15 protein-coding genes and 1 tRNA gene are annotated in these 24569 nt (G+C 72.7%); 12 read left to right on the plus strand and 4 right to left on the minus strand.

The window, feature by feature from the left end; translation table 11 throughout:
* Positions 1-29 precede the first annotated feature (29 nt).
* The 3 genes from J2W21_RS14580 to J2W21_RS14590 are packed head-to-tail and all read left to right on the plus strand — an operon-like array spanning position 30 to position 7089.
* On the plus strand, positions 30-449 hold the full coding sequence (locus J2W21_RS14580; protein WP_307115232.1) for an MGMT family protein: 420 nt from the start codon (positions 30-32) through the stop codon (positions 447-449).
* Positions 446-3700 (plus strand): ATP-dependent helicase, encoded by a 3255-nt coding sequence (locus J2W21_RS14585; RefSeq protein WP_307115233.1) that lies wholly within the window; start codon positions 446-448, stop codon positions 3698-3700. The genes J2W21_RS14580 and J2W21_RS14585 overlap by 4 nt, the downstream gene beginning before the upstream one ends.
* Positions 3697-7089, plus strand: coding sequence for an ATP-dependent helicase (locus J2W21_RS14590; RefSeq protein ID WP_307115234.1), 3393 nt, complete (start codon positions 3697-3699; stop codon positions 7087-7089). Before J2W21_RS14585 ends, J2W21_RS14590 begins: the two co-directional genes overlap by 4 nt.
* Positions 7090-7137: 48 nt before the next feature.
* On the opposite strand, the gene J2W21_RS14595 is transcribed toward J2W21_RS14590, so the two are convergent.
* Complete coding sequence (locus tag J2W21_RS14595) at positions 7138-8220, minus strand: phosphotransferase (RefSeq protein ID WP_307115235.1); 1083 nt, start codon at positions 8218-8220, stop codon at positions 7138-7140.
* Positions 8221-8323: 103 nt separating this feature from the next.
* Between J2W21_RS14595 and nudC the strand changes: the two genes are divergently transcribed.
* From nudC to J2W21_RS14615, 4 genes are read left to right on the plus strand one after another with little or no spacing between them, the layout of a single operon-like run.
* Positions 8324-9403 (plus strand): NAD(+) diphosphatase, encoded by a 1080-nt coding sequence (gene nudC / locus J2W21_RS14600; RefSeq protein ID WP_307115236.1) that lies wholly within the window; start codon positions 8324-8326, stop codon positions 9401-9403.
* Positions 9400-11523, plus strand: coding sequence for an ATP-dependent DNA helicase UvrD2 (locus J2W21_RS14605; RefSeq protein ID WP_307115237.1), 2124 nt, complete (start codon positions 9400-9402; stop codon positions 11521-11523). Before nudC ends, J2W21_RS14605 begins: the two co-directional genes overlap by 4 nt.
* Positions 11524-11569: 46 nt before the next feature.
* A complete protein-coding gene (locus J2W21_RS14610; protein ID WP_307115339.1) occupies positions 11570-12133 on the plus strand; it encodes a M48 metallopeptidase family protein in 564 nt (187 codons plus the stop codon).
* Positions 12134-12142: 9 nt separating this feature from the next.
* Positions 12143-12343, plus strand: a complete 201-nt coding sequence (locus J2W21_RS14615) for a hypothetical protein (RefSeq protein ID WP_307115238.1) — start codon at positions 12143-12145, stop codon at positions 12341-12343.
* Positions 12344-12432: 89 nt separating this feature from the next.
* On the opposite strand, the gene J2W21_RS14620 is transcribed toward J2W21_RS14615, so the two are convergent.
* Positions 12433-13896, minus strand: coding sequence for a zinc-dependent metalloprotease (locus J2W21_RS14620; protein WP_307115239.1), 1464 nt, complete (start codon positions 13894-13896; stop codon positions 12433-12435).
* A gap of 229 nt (positions 13897-14125) precedes the next feature.
* Between J2W21_RS14620 and J2W21_RS14625 the strand changes: the two genes are divergently transcribed.
* The 3 genes from J2W21_RS14625 (at position 14126) to J2W21_RS14635 (ending at position 18572) form a co-directional block, all read left to right on the plus strand.
* Entirely contained in the window at positions 14126-15265 is a 1140-nt protein-coding gene (locus J2W21_RS14625) for a YlbL family protein (RefSeq protein WP_307115240.1), read from the plus strand.
* Positions 15266-15377: 112 nt separating this feature from the next.
* Positions 15378-18428, plus strand: a complete 3051-nt coding sequence (locus tag J2W21_RS14630) for a UPF0182 family membrane protein (protein WP_373423116.1) — start codon at positions 15378-15380, stop codon at positions 18426-18428.
* A 70-nt stretch (positions 18429-18498) separates the two neighbouring features.
* Positions 18499-18572, plus strand: a tRNA-Met gene (locus tag J2W21_RS14635).
* 85 nt (positions 18573-18657) lie between these two features.
* Here J2W21_RS14635 and J2W21_RS14640 read toward each other — a convergent pair.
* Complete coding sequence (locus tag J2W21_RS14640; protein ID WP_307115242.1) at positions 18658-19449, minus strand: PspA/IM30 family protein; 792 nt, start codon at positions 19447-19449, stop codon at positions 18658-18660.
* A gap of 64 nt (positions 19450-19513) precedes the next feature.
* Positions 19514-21538 (minus strand): TPM domain-containing protein, encoded by a 2025-nt coding sequence (locus J2W21_RS14645; RefSeq protein WP_307115243.1) that lies wholly within the window; start codon positions 21536-21538, stop codon positions 19514-19516.
* A 253-nt stretch (positions 21539-21791) separates the two neighbouring features.
* Between J2W21_RS14645 and J2W21_RS14650 the strand changes: the two genes are divergently transcribed.
* Both J2W21_RS14650 and J2W21_RS14655 read left to right on the plus strand, forming a co-directional pair.
* The gene (locus J2W21_RS14650) at positions 21792-23480 is read left to right on the plus strand and encodes a S1C family serine protease (protein ID WP_307115244.1); all 1689 of its coding nucleotides are present in this window, start codon (positions 21792-21794) and stop codon (positions 23478-23480) included.
* A gap of 284 nt (positions 23481-23764) precedes the next feature.
* A complete protein-coding gene (locus J2W21_RS14655; RefSeq protein ID WP_307115245.1) occupies positions 23765-24565 on the plus strand; it encodes an electron transfer flavoprotein subunit beta/FixA family protein in 801 nt (266 codons plus the stop codon).
* Positions 24566-24569: the final 4 nt, after the last annotated feature.

The raw sequence follows: 24569 nt of genomic DNA on the forward strand, positions 1-24569 counted from the left end.
CAGGCCCCGGCGGCCGCTAGGGTGGGAGCATGCGGGAGGAGTTCGTCGAGGCGGTGCTGGCCGTCGTCGAGCTCGTGCCCCCGGGATCGGTGCTGGCCTATGGCGATGTCGCCGAACTTCTCGGCGCCGGCGGCCCGCGGCAGGTCGGGTCCGTCATGGCGCGCTACAGCGGCGACGTCGGCTGGTGGCGCGTCCTCAAGGCCAGCGGCGCAGCCCCCGAAGCCCACGAGGAGCGCGCTCTGCGGCACTACCTCGAAGAAGGGACGCCGCTGAGGGGCGAGCCGCACCGGGGGCCGTGGCGGGTGGACATCGCCCGGGCACGCTGGGTGCCCACCGACGACGAGCTCGACGCGGTCGAGGCGATCGCCGAGGCGCTCGAGCGGAGTCTGCACCGGTCCCGGGGCGGCGCGGCAGAACTGTCGGACTCCGACGGTGGAATGGAACCATGACAGCGATCGCCACCCCGGCCGCCGCCCCAGCTGCCCGGCCTGCCCCCGCTGGATCGGCCCCGCAGCTGACACTCCTCGCGCCGAAGGGCCGCGCGGCGGCAGAGTCCTTCACGCCCTCGCCGGACCAGGACGCCGTGCTCGCCCTGCGCCGCGGAAGCGGGCCAGTGCTCGTGTGGGGCGCTCCGGGCGCCGGCAAGAGCCGGGTCCTCGTGGAGGCCGCCGCGACCCGCGTGGAGCGCGACGGCCTGGACCCCGCGGGCGTCCTTCTCCTCGCCCCCGCCCGGGCGGCCTCCGCCCGACTGCGCGACGCGTTCACCGCGCGCCTGGACCGCAGCCTGAGCGCCCCGCCGGCGCGCACCTGGCAGTCCTACGCCTTCGACCTCATCCGACGGGCGCGCGCTGAGGGCCGGCTCGACTGGCTCACCCGGCCTCCGCGCCTGCTGTCCGGGGCGGAACAGGACCTCATCGTCAAGGAGCTCCTCGAGGGGCACCGAGCCTCAGGCCGCGGACCGGCCTGGCCCAAGGGGTTCGAGGCGGCCCTGCCCACCCGGGGATTCCGCCACGAGGTGCGAGAGCTGTTCGACCGCGTGACCGAATACGGCACGACGGCGGACGAGCTGGCGGAGCTCGGCGTGCGCGCCGGCCGCCCCGAGTGGGTCGCGGCCGCGCAGCTGTACACCGAGTACCGCGACGTCCTCGAACTGCGCATGCCCGAGGCCTTCGACCCCGCGGGCATCATCACGGCCGCCCGCATGATCCTGCTCGAGGACCCCGAGCTGCTCGCACAGGAAAGGGCCCGGCTCGGCCTGATCTGCGTCGACGACGTCCAGGAGTCCAGCCCGTCGGTCCTCGAACTCCTCGCCGTCCTCTCCCAGGGCCGGGACCTCATCGCGACGGCCGCCCCCGACGTGGTGGTGCAGGGCTTCCGCGGAGCGCGGCCCGGTCTCGTGCCGAGCCTGCGCGCCCTCCTCGGCACGGTCACCGAGCTGTCCCTGAGCACCTCCCACCGGCTGCCGGCGGGGATCGCCGCCGCGTGGCACGGGGTCGCGCAGCGGATCTCCGCGGTGCCGGGGGGCCAGGCAGCCCGGAGGCTCGTCCCGACGCCGACCACCGGCCAGCCGGGGGACCAGACGCCGCCCGCCGCCGAGGCGCACGTCCTGCACTCCGCGCTCCATGAGCTGCGCTACCTCGCCCACCGCATCCAGGACGCCCGCCTGCTCGGCGGCGTCGAGTACGGGCAGATGGCCGTGATCGTCAGGTCGGGCGGCCGGCTCGAGCAGATCCAGCGCTTCCTCTCCGGCCAGGGGATTCCCGTCAAGGTCCCCGTGGCCGAGACCGCGGTGCGCGACGAGGCGGCGGTGCGGCCGCTCCTCACGGCCTTCCGCGTCGCGCTGCGCCCCGACGAGCTCACCGCCGAGACTGCGGTCGAGCTGCTGACCTCCCGCATCGGCGGTGCGACAGCGCTCGAGCTGCGGCGCCTGCGCCAGTCCCTCCGCCAGATCGAGCTCGCCGCCGGCGGAGGGCGCGCCAGCGACGCACTCCTCGTCGAGGCGCTCGAGGTCCCGGGCACCCTCGACGCACTCGGTGTCGAGGCCAGCGCGGCGCGCCGGATCGCCCGCATGATCGCGAGGGGCCGGGCGGCCGCCGAGGAACCCGGTGCGACGGCCGAGACGGTCCTGTGGGCACTCTGGGACTCGGCCGCCCTCTCGAAGCGGTGGTACGCGCTGGCCGTCTCGGGCGGCCCGCTCGGGCTGCGCGCGGACAGGGACCTCGACGCCCTCATGGCCCTGTTCCACACCGCCGAGCGCTACGTCGACAGGCTCCCCGGAGCATCCCCCGGGCAGTTCTTGGACTACCTGACGGAGCAGGAGCTGCCCATGGACACCCTCGCGCCGCGCGCCCAGGCCGAGGACGCCGTCGAGCTCCTCACCCCCGCGAGCGCTGCCGGCCGCGAGTGGCGGCTCGTCTTCGTCGCAGGGCTCCAGGACGGCGTCTGGCCCAACACGCGCCTGCGGGGCGAGCTCCTCGGCAGCACGCTCTTCGCGGACTGCCTGGACCTCGGGGTGGTCTCAGCCCTGCTCGTGACGACCCGCTCCAGGCTCCAGGACATCCGCTACGACGAGCTGCGCTCCTTCTCCGCCGCGATCTCGCGCGCGTCCGAGCGGCTCGTGTGCACGGCGGCCTCCACGGAGGACGAGATCCCGTCCCCGTTCCTGGACTACGTCGACCCGCTGCCCGAGGGCGTCACCATGCGCCCCTACACCGAGGTGCCCCGCACCCTGGGGCTCAGGCCATTGGTCGCGGAGCTCCGGCAGTCCGTCGAGGCCGACGACCCCGACGCGCCCTACGCCGCCACCCTGCTCGCCGCGCTGGCCGCCGCCGACGCCCCGGGCGCCCACCCCGGCCAGTGGTACGGGCTCGCCCCCCTGAGCAGCACCGGCCCCGTGGTGCCCGTGGACGGCACCGTCTACGTCTCCCCGTCCAAGGTCGAGACCGCGACCAAGAACCCCCTGGACTGGTTCGTCTCCGCGGCCGGGGGCGAAGCCGCCACCGACTTCGCCCGGAGCCTCGGCACGCTCGTGCATGCGATCGCCCAAGACCTCCCGGAAGGGACCTCGGCCGACTACCTCGCAGAGCTGAAGCGGCGCTGGTCGAGCCTCGGCCTCGCCGACACCTGGGAGGGCGAGCTCGACTTCGAGCGCGCACAGGCGATGGTCCGCAAGCTCGCCGAGTACGTCCGCGTGAACGGGCGCGAGCTCCTCGGCGTCGAGATCGACTTCGAGGCGCCCCTCGGGACCGTGGGCACGGCCGAGATCGCCGCCCGCACCGTGCTGCGCGGCCAGGTGGACCGGCTCGAGCTCGACGAGTCCGGCCGGCTGGTCGTCGTCGACCTCAAGACGGGGCGCCGCAAGCCGAAGGCTGCGGACCTCGAGCAGCATGCCCAGCTGGCCGCGTACCAGGTCGCCGTCGCCGCCGGCGCGTTCGGCGCAGAAGGCGCCCTCCCGCGGGAGCCCGTCCCCGGCGGGGCCGAACTCGTCCAGCTGGGGGACGGGACCGTCAAGCTCACCGTCCAGCAGCAGGCGGCGCTCGAAGACGCCGCGTGGGCCGTCCAGCTTGTCGAGCACGCCGCACAGGTGATGGCGGGAGACCACTTCGAGGCCCGGCATGAGCCCGGCGGCGGGTTCACCGGGGGCTGCCGGCTCCCGGATATCTGCCCGCTGTGCGCGCGAGGACGGCAGGTGACCGAGTGAGCGAAGCGGCTCGCCCTCAGACCGCCGCCGAGCTGCCGGAACCGCGGTTCACCCCGGAGGAGCTCGCCGACCTGCTGGGCCAGCACCGCCCCACGGCCCAGCAGTCGGCGATCATCTCCTCGCCCCTCGCACCGCGCCTCGTCGTGGCCGGGGCCGGGTCCGGCAAGACGGCGACGATGGCCGACCGCGTGGTCTGGCTCGTCGCGAACGGGTGGGTGCGCCCCGACGAGGTCCTCGGCGTGACCTTCACCCGGAAGGCGGCCGGGGAGCTCTCGGCGCGGATCCGCGCCCAGCTCGCCCGCCTCGCGCGGCTGGCCCGGCGCGGCGCCGACGGCGTCGTGCCGGAGGCGGGGGAGCAGGAGGCCCTCGACCCGACCGTGTCGACCTATCACTCGTTCGCCAACACCGTCGTGCAGGATCACGGCCTCCGGCTTGGGGTCGAGCGCGACGCGGTGCTGCTCGGGCCTGCACAGTCCTTCCAGCTCGCCGCCCGCGTGGTCGAGGCGTACGACGGCGGCACCTGGGGCGGCTTCCCCGCCAAGAGCAGCCTGATCGCCGCGGTGCTGCATTTGGCCGGCGACTGTGCCGAGCATCTGCGCGAGCCCGGAGACGTCGCGGCGTGGCTCGAGGAGGAGTCCGCGCGGCTGGAGGGGCTCCCCCCGGGCGGGCGCGGAGGCAGACAGCCGGCCGGGGCCGCCGCACTCCTGACCACCCTGCGCACCCGCGCCATGGTCGCGGGCCTCGCCGAGCGCTATGCCGCAGCGAAGCGCGAGCGGGGCGTCCTCGACTACGGCGACCTCGTGGCGCTCGCCGCCCGCATCGCGGCCACGGTGCCAGAGGCCGGCAGGCTCCTGCGCAGCCAGTACCGCACCGTCCTCCTCGATGAATTCCAGGACACCTCCCACGCCCAGCTCGTGCTGTTCTCCTCCCTCTTCGGGGACGGCCACTCGGTCACCGCCGTCGGGGACCCCAACCAGTCGATCTACGGCTTCCGCGGCGCCTCGGCCGGCCAGCTCGAGAGCTTCCCGAGGGTGTTCCCCCGGCGGGAGGGAACCGGCCTCGCCCCTGCCTGGACCAGCCACCTGACCACGGCCTGGCGCAACTCGACCACGGTGCTCGCGACCGCCAACACGGTAGCCGCCCCGCTCGCCTCGCCTCCGGCCTACCTTGCCGGCGCACCCGGCATCGAGGTGCAGCCGCTCGAGCCCCGGCCTGGCGCCGGCCCCGGCCGCGTCCGGCTCGGCCGCTTCGTGGACGAGCTCGGCGAGGCGCGGGCCGTCGCCGACGAGCTGCAGGCCTTCGCACGGGTCTGGGCCCCGACCGAGCAGGCGCCGGGTACCGGCCCGACGATGGCGGTCCTGTGCCGGAAGCGCTCGCAGTTCGCGGCGCTCCGTGGGGAGTTCGAGCGCCGCGGCATGGCGTTCGAGGTGGTCGGCCTCGGCGGCCTGCTCGACACCCCGGAGGTCATCGACATCGTCTCGACGCTGCGGGTCATCGCGGACCCTGGCCGATCCGATGCACTGATGCGCCTCCTGGCCGGGGCGCGCTGGCGGATCGGGCCGGCCGACCTCATGGCACTCGCCGACTGGTCCCACCACCTCGCAGCCCTCCGCACTGCCGCCGCCCGCCCGGAGGAACAGGACCTCGATGCGCCCGGCACGGCGGAGGAGGTCCTCGTCGAGGGGGACCTGGCCGAGGCCTCGAGCCTCGTGGAGGCCATCGACCGGCTGCCCCGGCCGGGCTGGACGTCGGGGGCAGGCAGGCAGCTCAGCCCCGAGGCGCTCTCCCGCCTGACCCGGCTGCGCGACGAGCTGCGGATGCTGCGCACCGTCTCCGGGGACGACCTCGGCACCGTCATCTCGCACGTCGAGCGCGCGCTCCTGCTGGACATCGAGCTTGCCGCCAGGCCGGGTTCCTCGGTGCACCGGGCCCGCCGCAACCTCGACGCCTTCGCCGAGGCGGCGGCGTCATTCCTCGCGCAGTCCTCCGAGCCCGGCCTGCTCGCGTTCCTCGCGTGGCTCGAAGTCGCAGCGCAGGAGGAGTCCGGGCTCGACATGGCTCCCGGCGAGCCCTCGCCCGGCGCGATCCAGCTTCTCACGGTCCACGCCTCCAAGGGGCTCGAGTGGGACGCGGTGGCCGTGACAGGACTCAACCGCGGAATGTTCCCCTCCGGTGGCAACGACAGGTGGACGGCCGGGCAGTCCGCCCTGCCGTGGCCCCTGCGCGGCGACCGGGCCGACCTGCCCGCGTGGGACACGGACCAGGCCGACCAGAAGGGCTGGGTCGACGCCGAGAAGCAGCTCGCCGAGGACGCCTCGGAGCACGCCGAGCGCGAGGACCGGAGGCTGGCCTACGTCGCCTTCACCCGCGCGCGATCACTGCTCGTGGCCACGGGGTTCGCCTGGAGCAGCACCCGCTCCAAGCCCTTGCCGGCATCGCCGTTCCTCGAGGAGCTGCGCGCCGGCGCGGATGCCCACGGCTTCGAGGTGCTCGCCTGGGTGGAGGACCCCGACCTGCCCGACGAGAACCCGCTCCAGGCCCAGGCCCAGCGGTCGCTGTGGCCGTACGACCCGCTCGAGGGGCCAGTCGACGCTGCCACCGGGGCCCGCCGCAGCCTCTCGCCCGGCCGCCGCGACGCGGTCGAGGCGGGGGCGCGCCGCGTCCTGATGGAGATCCATGACGGCGGGGCCGGTCCCCACCTCCCGCACCCGGCGACAGGCCGACAGGGGGAGTGGGCGCGGGAGGCCGAGCTGCTCCTGGCCGAGCGGGCCCGCGCCCACGAGGGCTCGGGCGTGCGGTTGCCCGAGCACGTCTCTGCGTCCACGCTCGTGGCGCTCGGCGAGGACCGCGACGCCGTCGTCCGCCAGCTGCGCCGGCCCGTCCCGCGCCGGCCCGGGATGGCCGCACGCCGGGGGACGGCCTTCCACGCCTGGGTCGAGGAGCACTTCGGCACGAGCGCCATGCTGGACCTCGAGGGCTTCGACAGCTCGGACGAGTATGTCGACGAGGCCTATGAGCTGGGGGCGCTCGTCGAGGCGTTCAAGCGCACGGAATGGGCGAACCGGAGTCCAGCACACGTCGAGGTGCCGATCGAGACCAAGGTGGGGCCCGTCGTCGTGCGCGGACGCATCGACGCCGTCTTCCGCGACGCCGACGGCCGGTGGGACCTCGTGGACTGGAAGACCGGGAAGGCTCCGAGGGGTGCCGAGGCGAAGGCCCGGTCCGTGCAGCTGGCCGTGTACCGCCTCGCCTGGTCGCGCCTCACGGACACGCCCGTAGAGGAGATCAGGGCCGCGTTCTGCTACCTCGCTGACGGCACGGTGGTCCGACCGGAAGCGCTCGCCACCGAGGCGGAGCTGGAAGCGATCGTCGCCTCCGCGCTGGAGTGACCCCTGGCCCCGGCGGGTGCCGAGGGCCCGAATCAGACAGGCGTGGCCTCAGCCGTTGCGGCCGTCCGTGATGAGGGGGATCGCGTCGGTCGCCGGGGCCGGGTCTGCCGTGCGCGGGCGCTCGGCCGCCGGCTGCCCGCCCTCCGAGGCCGGAGCCTCGGTGCCCGCGCCGGCTACACCGTCCCGGGACGTGACTGCAGCCTCGGCCTCCGCCGCCTCGCTCGCCTCGATGTCGGCGGCGAGCTCGGCGAGCATCGCCTCCGCGTCCCGCGCGACCTCCTGGTCGCCGAGGGCGAGTGCCTTCACGAGGTACTGGGCGAGGGCGAACTCGGCGGCCAGGGCCGCACGCCGCGCGAGCTGCGGGTCCACCGGCTCCTTGCGTGCCTCGTGGTAGGCCGCGAGCACCGCATCGATGAACTTCGGCTCGTTCGATCCGACGAGCCAGGCGATGTCGTCGGCCGGGTCGCCGATCCGCAGGTCCGTCCAGCCCGTCACGGCCGTGACACGGTCATCGTCGATGAGCAGGTTGTCCTCGTGGAGGTCGCCGTGAACCACCGTCGGATTGAACCGCCAGAGGGTCACGTCCTCCATAGCCTGCTCCCACCGGCGCAGGAGCACGGCGGGGATCTTGCCAGTCGTGGCCGCCTGGTCGAGCTCGTTGAGGCGCCGCTGCCGGAAGCCGTTGGCCGTGTAGGAGGGCAGGTCGGCGCTGTCGACGAGCTCCTGCGGCAGGCCGTGGATGGCGGCGAGCGTCGTCCCGATCTCCCGCGCGAGCCGGTCGCTGCCCGAGGCGAGCGTGTCGAGGTCGCGGACCGTCCCGGTGAGGTTGGTGTAGACGCACGTGGTCAGCCCGTCCATGCGCACCGTCCCGGCGACCGCAGGCATCTGGAACGGCAGCTCCGCGCGCACGGCGGGGTCGAAGGCCCGCAGCACCGTCATCTCGGTCTCGAGCCGTGCGCTGGCCTCCGTGCCGCGCGGGCAGCGGATGCGCCAGGCGCGCCCGTCCGCGGTCTCCAGGAGCGCCGCGTCGAAGTCGGTGGCGTCATCGGGGGACGCCGCCACGGCGGTCGGCTGCAGTCCGGGGACGGCGGCGGTGGCGATGGCGGCCAGCTCGAGCGGAGTGCGTTTCACCCTCTCCACGCTAGCCCGCTGCGCCGCTGCGGGCACGGACCCACGCCGAACCGGTGCCCCGCCGGTTGTGCGAGTGTCGGAGCGGCTCAGTACCGTAGTGGCTATGACTTCCGGCTCGTTCCCGTCTCCCCAGCCCCCTGCTACCGGCGCCGCGCTCGCGGCGTTCGACGGCGCGGGGCCAGAAGCCGGGCTGCTCGCCGACCGGCTCCTCCCCGCGGCCGCGGAGGCGCTCGACCGCCGGTCCGCGGAACGGGCCGACCCTGGCTTCCTCGGCCAGCTCGTCCGCCAGCCGGGCACGCTCGCGGTGCTCTACTCGCAGCGCCGCGCGGCGCACGACGGCGGGCACCTCGCCTTCCTGCCGGCACGGTCCCTGCCCGCTGAGTGGCTCGAGGGCCTGGTCGTGTACCTCGGACGGCTGCCGCAGGAGCGGACCACCGCTCACGCTGCGCCGGGCTCCGACATCGTCCTCGTGGTCCTCGACGAGCCGGTCGAGCCGGTCTCCGCCGTCATGTCCGAGCCCGCGCAGGAGGGCGCCGGGCTGCTGCCCGAGGAGACGAACTGGGCCGGGTTCCGCGAATCGGGGCCGGGGCTGGACCTCGTGGAGGCGGGCATCCTGCTCGAGGCGACGGCCATCGCGAACTGGCATGCCTCCCACCCCCGGTGCCCCCGCTGCGGCGCGCGCACGCAGGTCATCCAGAGCGGCTGGGTGCGGCAGTGCCCCGAGGACGGCTCGGAGCACTTCCCCCGCACGGACCCTGCGATCATCGTCACCGTGGTCGGCCCGGGAGACCGCGTGCTCCTCGCCACCGGGGCGCGCATGCGCTCCACGATGTTCTCGACCCTCGCGGGGTTCGTCGAGCCAGGCGAGTCCCTCGAGCAGGCCGTGGCCCGGGAGGTCCTCGAGGAGGTCGGGGTCCGCGTGACCGAGTGCCAGTACCTCGGGTCGCAGCCCTGGCCCTTCCCCGCGTCCCTCATGCTCGGCTTCACGGCCCGCACGCCTGACGAGGTCGCCGAACCGGACGGCGTCGAGGTGCTCCGGGCCCGCTGGTTCACCCGCGAGGAGCTGGCTGCAGCGGCCGGGTCCGGGGAGATCGACCTGCCGAGCCGGCTGTCGATCTCTCGGGCCCTCATCGAGAGGTGGTTCGGCGGCCACATCAACGAACTGGAGGCGGCGGCCCAGTGAGCGGTCCCGAGACCGCCCAGGCCGTGGGCGGAACGCTCGAGGAGCGGCTCCTCGGCGGCCTGGACGAGGAGCAGCGCGAGGTCGCGACCACCCTGCACGGGCCGGTCTGCGTCCTCGCAGGCGCAGGCACCGGCAAGACGCGGGCGATCACCCACCGCATCGCCTACGGCGTCCACTCGGGCGTGTACTCGCCCCAGCGACTCCTCGCCGTCACGTTCACCGCCCGGGCCGCCGCCGAGATGCGCAGCCGCCTGCGCGACCTCGGGGTGGGCGCCGTGCAGGCCCGCACGTTCCACGCCGCCGCCCTGCGGCAGCTGCAGTACTTCTGGCCGCAGGCCGTGGGGGGATCGCTCCCGAGCCTCCTCGAGCACAAGGCGCAGGCCATCGCCGAGGGAGCGCGCCGGCTGCGCCTCACCGTGGACCGCGCCGCGATCCGCGACCTCGCCTCGGAGATCGAGTGGGCCAAGGTCTCGATGCTCACGCCCACGACCTATCTCGAGGGCGCCGCGGGCCGGGGCGAGCCCGGCGGCCTCCAGCCGGCCACCGTGGCGCGGCTCTTCGAGGCCTACGAGGACGTCAAGGTGGACCGGAACCTCATCGACTTCGAGGACGTCCTGCTCATCACGGTCGGCATCCTGCAGGAGGACCCGAAGGTCGCCGCGACCGTGCGCGAGCAGTACCGCCACTTCGTCGTCGACGAGTACCAGGACGTCTCCCCGCTGCAGCAGCGCCTCCTCGAGCTGTGGCTCGGCGGCCGCGAGGAACTGTGCGTGGTCGGCGACGCGAGCCAGACCATCTACTCCTTCACCGGAGCCACCAGCACGCACCTCCTCGAGTTCGGCAAGCGCCACCCGGACGCCGCCATGATCCGCCTCGTGCGGGACTACCGCTCCACGCCCCAGGTCGTCCGCCTGGCCAACGACCTGCTCGCGGCCCGCCGCCCAGCAGGCCCTGCGGCAGACGCGCGGTGGGCGAAGCCGCTGAACCTCATCGCGCAGCGGCCCAGCGGGCCTGAGCCCGAATTCGCCGAGTGCTCCGACGACGAAGCGGAGGCGAGTGCCGTCGCCCGCCGGATCGCCGCCCTCGTCGAGGCGGGGACCGAGCCCAAGGACATCGCCGTGCTGTTCCGCACCAACGGCCAGTCCGAGGCGTTCGAGCAGGCCCTCGCGGCGGCCGGGATCGGCTACCAGCTGCGCGGCGGCGAGCGGTTCTTCAACCGCCGCGAGGTCCGCGACGGGCTCCTGCAGCTCCGCGGTGCCGCCCGCGCGCAGGCGGACGACGGCGTGCCGATGGCGCAGCGGGTGCGCGATGTGCTGTCCTCGCTGGGCTACTCCGAGCAGGCGCCCACGGGCGGCGGCGCCACGCGCGAGCGCTGGGAGTCGCTCGCCGCCCTCGTGGCCCTCGCCGATGAGCTCTCGGCCGCACGGGGGGAAGGGTTCGGGCTGCCCGAGTTCGTGGCCGAGCTGCAGGAGCGGGCCACGGCCCAGCACGCTCCTGCCGTCCAGGGCGTGACGCTCGCGTCGCTGCACGCCGCGAAGGGCCTCGAGTGGGACGCCGTGTTCCTCGTGGGGCTGAGCGAGGGCCTCGTGCCGATCTCCTTCGCCGACACGCCCGTGACCGTGGACGAGGAGCGCCGCCTGCTCTACGTCGGGATCACCCGGGCCCGGGAGTTCCTCCACCTGTCCTGGTCCCTGTCCCGGACCCCCGGTGGGCGCGCCCACCGCCGTCCGTCGCGGTTCCTCGACGGCCTGCGGCCCGCGGGCTCGACGTCCTCGCACGCCGAACGCAGCCCCCGCAAGCGCCGCGAGCTCAAGGGGCCCACCACGTGCCGCGTGTGCGGGACGATCCTCTCGACGGGGGCCGAACGGAAGGTCGGCCGCTGCTCCGACTGCCCGCCCACCTACGAGGAGGCGACGTTCGAGGCGCTGCGGGCGTGGCGCCTCGAGCAGGCCCGCGAGGCGGACGTCCCGGCCTTCGTCGTGTTCACCGACGCGACCCTGACCGCCATCGCGGAGGCGAAGCCCGCGAGCCTGAACGAGCTGTCCCAGGTGGCCGGAGTCGGCCGGGCCAAGCTCGAGCGCTACGGCGAGGCGATCCTGGAGCTGATCCGTGGCGCGTGAGGGCCGGCGCGCCGCGGGCCAGGAGCCTCTCCCGCCGGCCGAGGGCATGCCGCGGGTCGAGGTGCGCCGGTCGGGCCGTCGCAGGAAGACCGTCTCCGCGTTCTGGGAGGGCAGCACGGCCGTCGTGGCCATCCCCGCCGCCTTCACCCGCGCCCAGGAGGCGCACTGGGTCGAGCGCATGGTCGCCCGGCTCCAGCAGGACACCGCGCGACGCCGCGGCGCGCACTCGGACGAGGCCCTCGCGGAGCGCGCCGCCGTACTGTCGCAGAGGTACTTCGGCGGCCGGACCGAGCCCGCATCCATCCGCTGGGTCACGAACCAGCGCCGCCGCTGGGGCTCATGCACGCCGAGCCAGCGGACCGTCCGCCTCTCCCACGAACTGCAGGGCATGCCGGAGTGGGTGGTCGACTACGTGATCGTCCACGAGCTCGCCCATCTGCTCGTCTCGGGCCACGGCCCCCAGTTCTGGCAGCTCGTCGAGGCGTACCCCAGGCTCGCCGAGGCCAAGGCCTTCCTCGCCGGGGTGGCGTTCGCCGGGTCCGTGCGCGGCGACGCCTCGGACGGCGAGGGCAGGGGCTGGGACCTTATCGACGACGAAGAAGACGCCTAGAATCTCGCCATGAGCCAGCTACCAGCCAGCTACGCCAAGTATCTCGAGGGCCGCAGCGCCGAGTTCATCGACACGGTGCGTCCGGTGCTGCTCCAGTCGGCCGCCGACCCCGTGTGCGGAGTCCATGTGGTCCTCAACGAGCCGCACGAGCTCCAGGCCCACCTCGACGAGTCCGTCCCCTTCGGCCAGATCACCGAAGGCATCGACTGACACGCAGAGGGAGCCGGCCGCGGTGCGGCCGGCTCCCTCAGCGCGTCCCTGCCCCGAACAGGCGGCTGGCGCGCGTCTGACGCCGCGCGCTAGGCGCGGGGCGCACCCGGGGGAGTGCCGCCGTCGTCCGTCCCGTCCTCGTGACCGCCGTCCTCGTGACCGCCGCCCTCGTCTTCCTGCTCACTGGCGTCCGAGGGCTCCGCCGGCTCGTCGAAGCCCCCGGCGAGGAGCTTCTCGAGGGCCTCGTCGACCTCCGAGCCCTGGGCCTCGGCCTGGGAGCGCCGAGCGGAGAACCCCTGCGGGTCGTCGAGGTCCTCGGTGGTGGGGAGCAGGTCCGGGTGCTTCCAGATCGCGTCCCGTCCGGCGATCCCGCGCTCGTCGCCGAGCGACTTCCACAGCGTGGCGGCGTCGCGCAGCCGGCGGGGCCGCAGCTCGAGGCCAACGAGCGAGGCGAAGGCGTGCTCGGCCGGCCCGCCCGTGGCGCGGCGACGCCGCACGGCCTCGCGGAGCGCCGCGGCGGAGGGCAGCACGCCCTCGGTCGCCGTGGCCGTGAGCTCGTCGACCCACCCCTCGACGAGGGCCAGCGCCGTCTCGAGCTTGGCCAGGGCGGCATCCTGCTGCGGCGTGCGCTGCGGCATGAACACGCCGCCCTGGAGGGCCTCCTGGATCGACTCCGGGTTGCTCGGATCGATCCCGTGGGCGAGCTCCTCGATCTTGGAGACGTCGATGTGGATCCCGCGGGCGTAGTCCTCGATGGCGCCGAGGAGATGGGCCCGCAGCCACGGCACGTGCATGAACAGGCGCGCGTGGGCCGCCTCGCGGACGGCGAGGTAGAGCCGGACGTCGCCCTCGGGGAGGCCGAGCCCCTCGCCGAACTTCGCCACGTTGGCCGGCAGGAGCGCCATCTCGAGGTCGACCAGCGGGACGCCGATGTCGGAAGAGCTCACGACCTCGCCCGAGAGCGCGCCGATGGCCGCGCCGAGCTGCATGCCGAAGATCGCCCCGCCCATGTTGGTGAGCATGGAGGACGCGCCGCCGAGCATGCCCTTCATCTCCTCGGGCATCTGCTCGTTCAGGGCGGTCGAGAGGGCCGTGGCGATGCTGTTGGCCACGGGCTCGGTCAGCCGTCGCCACGTGCCCATGGTGGCCTCGATCCACTCGGCCCTCGACCAGCCGCGGCCGATGAGGCCCGTGCCCGGAAGGTCCGTCGCCTTGTCCAGCCAGAGCTCGGCCAGGCGCAGGGCCTCGTCCACGTCGCGGTTCTGGGCCGCGGAGACCGAGGGGTCGGAGGCCGAGGCGGCGGTGCGGCGGGCGTGGTCGTGGGCCAGCTGCCAGTTGACCGGGCCCTCGCCGGCGGAGGCCGACATCATGGCCTGGACCTGCTCGAACATCTGGCGCAGGAGGTTGGGATCGCTCGGGAGGCCGGCCGCCTTGGCGATCTCCGTGGGGTCGAACCCCTCGGCGCCCGCACCGCCCATGAGCCTTCCGAAGAGCTCGGCCAGCGGGTCCTGGGGCTCGTCGTCGTGGCCCGAGGGCTTCTCTGGTGTGGTCATCGTGCCGCCGATCAGTGCTGGTGGTTGGGGACATCCTCACGGTACCGCGGCGCTCGCGGACGTGTCTTCGGCCGGTGGCTCCCTTTCGCTGTCGGCACACCCGCCGCTGCACCGCCCGCGAGCGGCGGCGTCGTAGGCTGGGGCGTGCCGCCGCGGAGGACCGCGGCGGCCGCGTCCTCCGGTCCCGGCGACGCGAGGCGGTGCGAGCACCCGGAAGGCGGCGCGAGACGTGGTCAATCCACCCGCAGTTCCCGAGGAGGACGGCGGGCAGCCGGACGACGGCGCGGGCGCACCCCGGGCGCCCCGCTCCCCGAAGGCGCCGGGCAGCGGCCGCACCTTCGCCGCGGTGACCTCCGGGCTCGCGGCGCTCGTGCTGGGGGCCACGGTGGTCTCCGTCCCGGTTCCCTACGTCGTGGAGTCGCCCGGGCCTGCGTACAACACGCTGGGCCAGACCGGGGGCAAGGACGTCATCTCGATCAGCGGGCACCCCTCGTACCCGGCCGGCGGTTCGCTCGACCTCACCACCGTCTACGTCAACGGCGGGCCCAACAGCGACGTGGGTCTCATCGACCTTGCGCGCTCGTGGTTCGACCACTCCCAGGGCATCCTGCCGCAGCGTGTCGTGTACCCGCCCGGAACCACGCGCCAGCAGGTCTCGGATGAGAACGCCTCCCTCATGCAGGACTCTGAGCAGACCTCGGTCGCCGCCGCGCTGGGCGCCCTGGGCATCCACTACGAGCAGCAGCTCAACATCGCCTCGATCGCCGACGGCTCACCGTCCTCCGGGAAGCTGAAGGTGGGCGACAGGCTCGTCAGCGTCGGCGGCCAGAAGGCCACCTCCCTTGCTGTCGTGCAGCAGACCCTCGCTGCGGGCAAGGGCGCGCCCGTCGAGGTCACGGTCAACCGCGGCGGCTCGCCCGCGACAGCCACGGTGACGCCAGCCCAGAACCAGGGCAAGTGGATCCTGGGCGTGGGCATCCGCTACACCTACAGCTTCCCCTTCGACGTCCAGATCGAGCTGGACAGGGTCGGCGGCCCCAGCGCGGGCATGATGTTCGCACTCGGGATCATCGACAAGCTGACCCCCGGAGACCTGACCGGCGGCAGGAACATCGCCGGCACCGGAACCATCGACCCCGACGGATCGGTCGGGGCGATCGGCGGGATCGACCAGAAGCTGTTCGGCGCGCGCGCCGCAGGCGCCACGCTCTTCCTCGCCCCCGCCGCCAACTGCGGCGAGGTGGTCGGGCACGTCCCGGACGGCCTGGCGGTCGTCAAGGTCTCCACCCTCGCCGAGGCCCGCTCGGCGGTGGAGGCCTACGCACAGGGCAAGGACCCCGCGTCGCTGCCCCAGTGCACGGCCGGCTGACGGAGTCCGGGGCGGCCGGGCCGAGGCCGAATCGTTATCGCTGATCCGCGCGGCACGGGGAACTGTGGTCCGGCGCCGCGCGTGCTTGACTAAGAGCAGCGCTGTGCTCCGCATGCGTGTCCGCGGAGCCGAGCGCCGACGAATCGAGCCCAGAGCAACGAGGTACGCCGTGACATCCCGCCCCGAAGGCAGACCGACCGCACTCCGCCGCCGTCGGGGGGCCCTGATCCCGACGATCGTCATCGTGGTCGTCCTCGCGGTCGGGTTCGTGATCTTCTCCGGCGTGTACACCGACGTCCTGTGGTTCCAGCAGCTGGGCTACCTGCAGGTCTTCCTGCGGCAGAATGCCATCCGGGCCGCCGTCTTCCTGGTGGCCGGGCTCGTGATGGCCGGAGCGGTCTACGGCGTGATGCGCGCCGCGTACAGGGCGCGACCCGTGTACGCCCCGGATCCGTCCAGCCACGACACGATGGCCCGCTACCAGGAGCAGCTCGAGCCGGTCCGGCGCATCGTCATGGCGGCAGTGCCGATCGTGTTCGGCCTCTTCGCCGGGGCGGCGGCGGGAAGCCAGTGGCAGAAGGCCGCGCTCTTCTTCAACCAGGTGGCCTTCGGTGTGCAGGACCCCCAGTTCCACCTCGACATCAGCTTCTACACGATGACCCTGCCCTTCCTCGGCACCGTGGTGGGCTTCCTCCTCGGCGTCGTCGTGATCGCCGGGATCGCGGGCGTGCTCACGCACTACCTCTACGGGTCGATCCGCATCAGCGAGAGCGGGGTCTACATGGCCCGCGCTGCGCAGCTGCACCTCGCCATCTCCGGGGCGGCGCTGCTGCTGCTCATCGCGGTCAACTTCTGGCTCGACCGCTACAGCGCGGTGTTCGACTCCTCAGGCCGGGTCTCCGGTGCGCTCTTCACCGATGTCAACGCCGTCATCCCGACCAAGGCCATCCTCGCGGTGGCCGCGGCCATCGTCGCGGTCCTGTTCATCGTCGCCGCGGTCATCGGGCGCTGGCGCCTGCCGCTCATCGGCACCGCCATGCTCGTGATCACCGGCATCCTCGCCGGCGGCGTGTACCCCTGGGTCATCCAGCAGGTCCAGGTCCGTCCGTCGGAGCAGAGCGCCGAGGCTCCCTACCTCGAGCGGAACATCAACTCGACGCGTTCCGCCTATGGCCTCGACAAGGTGCAGGTGCAGGACTACAAGGCCACGACCGACGCGACCCAGGGCGCACTGCGCCAGGACGCCCAGACCACCGCCAGCATCCGGCTCCTCGACCCGACCCTCGTGTCCCCGACCTTCCAGCAGCTCGAGCAGTACCGGCCGTACTACCAGTTCGCCCCCTCGCTCAACGTGGACCGCTACTCGGTGAACGGCAAGACCCAGGACACCGTGATCGCGGTGCGCGAGCTCAACTCGCAGGGCCTCTCGCCCAGCCAGCAGTCCTGGTACAACAACCACATTGTCTACACGCACGGCTACGGCGTCGTGGCCGCCTACGGCAACACGGCCACGGTGGACGGCAAGCCGGTGTTCATGGAGTCGAGCATCCCCTCGACGGGGGTGCTGGGGAACGACTCGACGTACCAGCCGCGGATCTACTTCGGCGAGTACTCGCCCGACTACTCGATCGTCGGCGGCCCGGCCGGGACCCAGCCCCGCGAGCAGGACAAGCCCCAGGGCAGCGCGGGGGACACGCAGTACACGTTCTCGGGCAACGGAGGCCCGAACGTCGGCAACATCTTCAACAAGCTCATGTACGCCATGAAGTTCCAGAGCACCGACCTCCTCTTCTCGGACGGCGTGAACCAGGACTCCCAGATCCTGTACGACAGGAACCCGCGCGACCGGGTGCAGAAGGTCGCCCCGTACCTGACCATCGACGGCAATGCCTACCCGGCCGTGATCGACGGGCGCGTGAAGTGGATCGTGGACGGCTACACGACGAGCCAGTACTACCCGTACTCGCAGCAGCAGCAGCTCCAGCAGATCACCGCCGACTCCCAGACGGCCGCCGGGCGCGCCAGCCAGCTGCCGCAGGCGACGGTGAACTACATCCGCAACTCCGTCAAGGCGACCGTGGACGCCTACGACGGCTCGGTGACGCTGTACGCGTGGGACGACCAGGACCCGATGCTCAAGGCCTGGCAGAAGGTGTTCCCGAGCACCGTCAAGCCGATCTCCGACATGTCCGCGGGGCTCATCAGCCACGTGCGCTACCCGGAGGACCTCTTCAAGGTCCAGCGTGAGCTGCTCACCCGGTACCACGTGACGGACCCCGGCGACTTCTACAAGAACAACGACGTCTGGAGCGTGCCCAACGATCCGACCGTGAAGTCCGGCGGGGTGAAGCAGCCCCCGTACTACATGACGCTGCAGATGCCGGGCCAGCAGACGCCGTCCTTCCAGCTGACCTCGAGCTTCATCCCCCAGACGGTGGAAGGCGGCTCCTCGCGCGAAGTCATGTACGGCTATCTCGCCGCGGACTCGAATGCCGGGAGCAAGTCCGGGGTGAAGGGGAATGACTACGGGAAGCTGACGCTGCTGAAGCTCCCGACCGACACGTCGGTGCCCGGACCCGGCCAGGTGCAGAACACCTTCAACTCGGACACGAACGTCTCGCAGGCGCTCAACCTCCTGCGCCAGGGCGCCTCCGAGGTGCTCAATGGCAACCTCCTGACCCTGCCGGTGGGCGGCGGCCTGCTCTACGTCCAGCCCGTCTACGTCAAGTCCACGGGCTCTACCTCGTACCCGACCCTCCAGCGGGTGCTCGTGGCCTTCGGGGACAAGATCGGCTTCGCTCCGACCCTGGACAAGGCGCTCGACGATCTCTTCGGCGGCAACTCCGGGGCCAAGGCGGGCGATTCGGGCAACAACGGCCAGGCCGGCGCGAGCCCGAGCCCCCAGCCCTCCGCGGGTACCGGGACGTCCAAGACCGCGCAGACTGACCTCCAGGCAGCCCTGCAGGACGCGAGCCAGGCCATCAAGGACGGGCAGGCCGCTCTCGCGGCGGGCAACTTCGCGGCCTACGGCGACGCGCAGCAGAAGCTGAGCGCGGCCGTCCAGCGGGCGATGGATGCCGAGGCCAAGATCGCAGGGTCGGGCGGCAGCCCGTCCGGCTCGTCGACGGCCAGCCCTGCACCGACTCCGACGCCGAGCAAGTAGCCCCCGGGGCCGGGCCCTCGGGGGCGGATTTGGCCGTCCGTCCACCCCGCTGCTAGAGTTGGAGGCACGCCGCGGGGTGGAGCAGTTCGGTAGCTCGCTGGGCTCATAACCCAGAGGTCGTAGGTTCAAATCCTGCCCCCGCAACTGACGAAGTGAGGCCCCGGACCATCAGGTCCGGGGCCTCACTTCATGTCCGCGGTGCCGGCAGCCCGGCACCGCGCCGAACGCATCAGAGCTTGTCGAGGTCGGATTCCTCGACCGCGGGCGCAGCGGCGGCCTGGCCCGCCCCAGTGCCCAGTGCTGTGGGGGAGGCGCCCTGCTTGAGGGCGGCGAGGCGTGCTTCGATCTCCGTCTGCTCGCCCAGGTCCTCGAGCTGGTTGAACTGGGCGTCGAGGCTCGAGGCGGCGAGCTCCTGCTGGCCGCGTACCCTCGCCTCCTCCCGCCGGACCTTCTCCTCGAAGCGTGCGACCTCGCTCGTCGGGTCCATGATGTCGATGCTCTTGAGCGCATCGCTCACCTGGGTCTGGGCCTGCGCGGTCTTGGCCCTGGCCACGAGCTCGTTGCGCTTGGCCGTGAGCTCGTTGAGCTTGCCCTTCATCTGGTCGAGCCCGGTCTTGAGGCGCTCGACCACCTCGTTCTGGGTGGCGATCGTCGGCTCGGCCGCCTTCGCCTCGTTCTCCGAGGACATCTGGCGCTGGATGGCCACCTTCGCGAGGTTGTCGAACTTCTGCGCGTCGGCAGCGTTCCCGGCGGCGCGGAATTCGTCCGCCTTGCGGGAGGCCGCGAGGGCCTTGTTGCCCCAGTCCTGAGCCGCCTTGACGTCCTCGGCGTGGTCGTCCTCGAGCATCCGGAGGTTGCCGATGGTCTGGGCGATCGCCGCCTCAGCCTCGGCGATGTTGTTCGTGTAGTCCCGGACCATCTGGTCCAGCATCTTCTGCGGGTCCTCCGCCTGGTCCAGCAGCGCGTTGATATTCGCCTTGGCCAGCTGTGCGATGCGCCCGAAGATGGACTGCTTTGCCATGGTGCTCCCTTTCGTTCCGTTGAAGGTCACTGGTGGAAAGCATCTGCGTTTCCCCCGGTGCGGCCTAGAAGCTGCCGCCGTCGCCGCCGAAGTCGCCTCCGCCGCCGAATCCTCCGCCCCCGCCGCCCCAGCCGCCGCCGAAGCCACCGCCGCCCCAGCCGCCGCCGTCATGGTGGCCTCCGCGCAGGATCGAGTCGATGATGATGCCGCCGAGCACCGCGCCGCCGAGGCCGCCGCCACCGAACATTCCGCCGCGGCCGGGGCCGCCGCCCCAGCCGGCGAACTGGTCGACGTCCTGCTCGGCGATCTGTGCCGCCTGCGCCGCCAGCAGGTTGGCCTGCTGGGCATACGCGAGGGCGCTCGCGGGGTCACCGGCAGCGATCGAGAGGGCGTAGTCGAGATTGCGCTGTGCCTCGGCGAGCCGAGTCCTGGCCTGCGTGCCGACTCCGCCGCGCCGCGCCGCGATGTAGTCGCCCGCGGCACTGATCTGCGCCTGCGCGGACTGGATCGCCTGTTGGAGCGCAGCGGCGGCCCGCTGCGCCTGCTGCTGGCGGTCGCGGACCCCCGTGAGCGCTGCGTCCAGCTGCGTGTGGGCGGACTCTACGCGCTGCAGGAGGGCGATCGGGTCGGGCTTCTCCGCAGCGCGCTCGCGCTCGGCGGTACCGAGTGCTGCCTCGACGGCCGCGATCGGGCCCGCGAGTTCGGGGTGCTGTCCCTCTCCCGTCAAGGCTCGGGCCTGGGCCAGGTCGCTCCGGGTGTCCGCGAGCGCGGCGTCGACCTTGGAACGGGCGTCATCGAGCGCCGAGGCCGCCTTGCCGATCGCCTCGAGCAGGACCCGGGCCTGATGGAGGGCCTCCTCCGCCGCCCGGACGGCAATGGCCGCCGGGCTCGTCTGCGACTGGCCGAGCTTCTCCCGCGCCGTCGCGGACGCGTTCTCGACGAATGCGAGGCGCTCCTGGGCCTGCGTGACGTTGTCGGACACATGCTTGACCGCGGACTCCGCGTAGGCGGCCTGCAGGCGCGCGAGGGTCTCCTTCTGCTCGGCGAGGCGGGACTCGGCCTCGGCGGCGCCCCTGGCCACCTCGGCGAGGGCTGCCGGGGCGTTCCGCTCAAGCTCGCGGAGGGCGTCGAAGTCCGCCTTCTGCTCTGCGAGCGAGGCGATGGCGGCCTCGGAGCGGTGGATGATGTCGCCGAGCCACTGCCGCTGCTGTGCCTCGGTGTCGGGGACATGGTCGTCGAGCTGCTGCTGGAGCTTGAAGGACTCCGCCAGGTGGGCCTTGGCCTCGGCGAGGGCCCTGGTGAAGTTGCCCACGGCGTCCGAGCCGTAGGAGGCCTCGGCGAAGCCGAGCTCCTGCTCGCTCGAGCGGACTGCATCGTCGGCGCGGACCAGGAGGCCGGCCGCCCGCGTGCCGAGCTCGTCCACGCTCAGCGACGCGAGGGGGTCCGGCTCGCCCTGGGCAGGCCCCGCCTGGCCCTGTGGCTGGCTCCACGCGCCCTTGCGCCTGCGGGAGATGAAGTACGCCGCACCGGCCCCGACGAGTACCACCCCGCCGCCCACGAGCCATGGCGTCGCCCCCGAACCCGAGGAGACGTTCCCACTGCCTCCGGCGGCAGCGTCGCCCGTGGCCTTCGCGGTATCGATGGCTGCCTGGGCGTAGTCCTTCTTGCCGCCGGCCAGATTCGGGGTGACGGCGTTCTGGGCGATGGTCGAGATTTTGGGGTATATGGCGGCGTTCTGGGTGTTCGCCACCAGCTGGTACTGGCCGGACGTTGCGATGGCGAGGAGCACGTCGGAGCCGCCCATGCCGGTGTTCTTCGCCACAGCCTGGGCCCAGGCCGTCCGGTCGCTTGGGTTCGTGAAGGAGTCCACGATGACCACGTAGAGGTTCACACGGTGCTGGGAGAGGAGATCGGAGATAGCCTTCTGCACCTCGTCCTTCCGCGAGCCGAGCGCGCCCTGCGGATCCACGATGTTCGTCCCGGACGGAATCGTCACCGGGTCGGCGGACCATGCGGGCGCCACGGCCGGCACGAGCAGGAGGATCGCCGCCGCGAGGCCAGCAAGGAGGGTCTTCGCCGTCGAGCACATGCGCTAATCCTTCGCCTCGTTCGGGGGCATGGGCCCCGGTCCGCGCAGCCCCCACAGCGCATCAGGCCGTCGGCGGCTGTCTCACGTACCTCGATTCTAGGGGCGGCCGGAGGAGCCCGCACGGCGGGGCTCTGCGCCCGGAGTGAAACAGGAGCGCTTTCGGCAGACTCCCAGCAAGCTTCCAGAGAACAGAAGCGTCCGGCACAGCTTGGGGGACCATAGTGGTAAGGAGTTCAGGGAAAGGACATCAGTGATGAACGAGAGCGATCCCCGTCCGGCGCAGTCCGGCTCGGGAGCCCCCGACCCCCGCGACCATGCCGACGCCCCGGGGCAGCCGGCCGTTCCCCCTGCCGGCGCCCCCGGGACGGGGCAGGGCGCCCAGCACGCGCAGGGCCCCGCCCCCCAGCAGCCGACGCAGCCGCAGCAGCGGCCGCAGGCCGGCCGGGACCAGCCGACCCAGCCGATTCCCCCGTACGGCCAGCCGGGCCACGGCCAGGGCCAGCAGGGTCCGCAGTACGGCCAACAGGGTCCACAGTACGGCCAGCGTGCGCCGCAGTACGGCCAGCAGGGCCCGCAGCAGGGCCCGCAGTACGGCCAGCAGGCCCCCCAGTACGGCCAGCGCGCGCCGCTGTACGGGCCTCCGCAGGGACCGGCCCCCTACGGCCAGCCGCAGTACGGCCAGCAGGGCCACCCGGGGAATTCCGGCAACTCGTTCTTCCGTCCCGCGAACCAGCGTCAGGGGCAGAAGGCCCGCTGGGGAACCGGAGTGCTCGTGGGCGGCATGCTCGTGGCCGGCCTGGTCGGCGGGGGCGTCGCGGCAGGGACTGCGGGCCTCTGGGCCCCGCACCTCACCAGCTCCGCGTCCCAGTCGCAGGACTCGAGCCCGGTGATCGTGAACAACCAGGACAGCGTTAACGCCGTGACCGCGGCCGCCGCGAAGGCATCCCCGAGCGTCGTGACCATCGGCGTCTCCTCGGGCAACTCCTCGGGGACCGGATCGGGGGTCGTGCTGGACAACCAGGGCCACATCCTTACGAACACGCACGTCGTGACCCTCGACGGCCAGGTCTCCAACCCCACGATCGAAGTCCGCGCGAACAACGGCTCGGTCTACAAGGCCTCGGTGGTCGGGACGGATCCGCTCAGCGACCTCGCGGTCGTGAAGGTCGACGGCGCGAACCTCACCCCGGTGACCTTCGGCGACTCGGGCAAGCTCAACGTCGGGGACATCGCCGTGGCCATCGGCGCCCCCCTCGGCCTGGACAGCACGGTCACCGACGGCATCGTCTCGAACCTCAACCGGACGATCTCCGTCCAGTCCTCGGCGGCGCCCAACGGCGGCGACAACTCGCAGGACAACGGCGGCCAGGGCTTCCAGTTCGCGCCTCCCGGCGGCGGCCAGACGCAGCGGCAGTCGCCCCAGAGCACCGTGAGCCTGAACGTCATCCAGACCGACGCGGCCATCAACCCGGGCAACTCCGGCGGCGCGCTCGTCAACAGCCAGGGCCAGCTGATCGGCATCAACGTGGCGATCGCCTCGACGGGATCGGGCTCCGGCACGGGGTCGGAGTCGGGCAACATCGGCGTCGGCTTCAGCATCCCCGCGAACTACGCGCACCGCATCGCCAACGAGCTGATCGCCAACGGCAAGGCCACGCACGGCCAGCTCGGCGTCTCGGTCCAGTCCCAGTCCGCCAGCGGCACCAGCTCGGCCTTCTCCACGGGTGCCCAGGTGGTGTCGGTGACCTCGGGCTCCGCGGCGGACAAGGCGGGCATCCACCAGGGCGATGTGATCACGAAGTTCGCCGGCCGCCCCATCGGTGACGCCTCGGAGCTCACGGCGGCGGTGCACGAGCAGGCGCCGGGCTCGACGGCCAAGGTGACGGTCCTGCGCAACGGCCAGTCCCAGGACCTCGACGTCACGGTGGGCGCCGCCAAGTAGCCCCCTCGTCCCCAGCGTTCCTTCCCGAACCCCGCACGATGGCGCGCCCCGGCACTGAGCCGGGGCGCGCCGTCGTCCGTCGAGGGCGTCCTCCGCCCCGCGGGAGCCGCAGAGGGACACAGACCCGGGCGGGGGCAGCGCATTCGTCGGCGCGTGTGGTTAGCTAGGGCGTGCCCGGCATGCACGCCGCGCGCGGCGCAGTCGCGCCCGCGGGCGATCCGGGCGCACCTGCCGCGGACGGTCCCCGCCCGTGGCACGTACGCGAGCATGGAAGGCCTTGGACCGTGGGAGACACCCTCAAGATCGTCGTGCTGGTCAAGCACGTCCCTGATGCGCAATTCGACCGTCACATCGGCCCTGAGCGCACCCTCGACCGCTCCGAGAGCATCCTCTCCGAGCTGGACGAGTACGCCCTCGAGGCCGCGCTGCAGCTCACGGACGCACGCGGCGGCGACAAGGGCGGCAACGAGGTCATCGCGCTGACCATGGGCGGCCCCGACGCCGCCAACGCGCTCAAGAAGGCCCTGCAGATCGGCGCGAGCTCGGGCGTGCACCTCAGCGACGAGGCGCTCGCCGGATCGGACGCGTGGGCCACCTCGCTCGCCCTCGCCGCCGCGATCCGCACGCTCGGCGACGTGGACCTCGTCATCACCGGGATGGCCTCGACCGACGGCGAGACCTCCCTCGTGCCCGCCCAGCTCGCCGAGCACCTCGGCCTGCCCCAGCTGACTTTCGCGTCCTCGCTCGAGGTTTCGGGCAGCACTGTGACGATCCAGCGCGACGGCGACGGCGTGACCGAGACCGTCGAGGCCGGGCTCCCCGCCCTCGTGTCCGTGACCGATCAGGCCAACGAGCCGCGCTACCCCAACTTCAAGGGCATCCTCGCGGCCAAGAAGAAGAAGATCGCCACGCTCTCGCTCGCCGAGGTCGGGCTCGACGCCGGCCAGGTCGGCACCGCTGGCTCCCTCACCGCCGTCGAGTCGGCGCAGCCCCGGCCGCCCCGCGCCGCCGGCACGATCATCACCGACGAGGGCGACGCGGGCGTCAAGCTCGTCGACTTCCTGGCCGCGCAGAAGCTCATCTGAGGGA

This window comes from Sinomonas atrocyanea (assembly GCF_030811715.1).
Taxonomy (GTDB): Bacteria; Actinomycetota; Actinomycetes; order Actinomycetales; family Micrococcaceae; genus Sinomonas; species Sinomonas atrocyanea_A.

Bases quoted from the DNA above. Each gene is read 5' to 3' on its own strand.
- J2W21_RS14585 (WP_307115233.1), top strand. From the start codon at position 446: ATGACAGCGATCGCCACCCCGGCCGCCGCCCCAGCTGCCCGGCCTGCC.
- J2W21_RS14650 (WP_307115244.1), top strand. From the start codon at position 21,792: ATGAACGAGAGCGATCCCCGTCCGGCGCAGTCCGGCTCGGGAGCCCCC.
- J2W21_RS14615 (WP_307115238.1), top strand. From the start codon at position 12,143: ATGAGCCAGCTACCAGCCAGCTACGCCAAGTATCTCGAGGGCCGCAGC.
- J2W21_RS14610 (WP_307115339.1), top strand. From the start codon at position 11,570: ATGCCGCGGGTCGAGGTGCGCCGGTCGGGCCGTCGCAGGAAGACCGTC.
- J2W21_RS14645 (WP_307115243.1), bottom strand. From the start codon at position 21,538: ATGTGCTCGACGGCGAAGACCCTCCTTGCTGGCCTCGCGGCGGCGATC.
- J2W21_RS14630 (WP_373423116.1), top strand. From the start codon at position 15,378: ATGCGTGTCCGCGGAGCCGAGCGCCGACGAATCGAGCCCAGAGCAACG.
- nudC (WP_307115236.1), top strand. From the start codon at position 8,324: ATGACTTCCGGCTCGTTCCCGTCTCCCCAGCCCCCTGCTACCGGCGCC.
- J2W21_RS14620 (WP_307115239.1), bottom strand. From the start codon at position 13,896: ATGACCACACCAGAGAAGCCCTCGGGCCACGACGACGAGCCCCAGGAC.
- J2W21_RS14580 (WP_307115232.1), top strand. From the start codon at position 30: ATGCGGGAGGAGTTCGTCGAGGCGGTGCTGGCCGTCGTCGAGCTCGTG.
- J2W21_RS14640 (WP_307115242.1), bottom strand. From the start codon at position 19,449: ATGGCAAAGCAGTCCATCTTCGGGCGCATCGCACAGCTGGCCAAGGCG.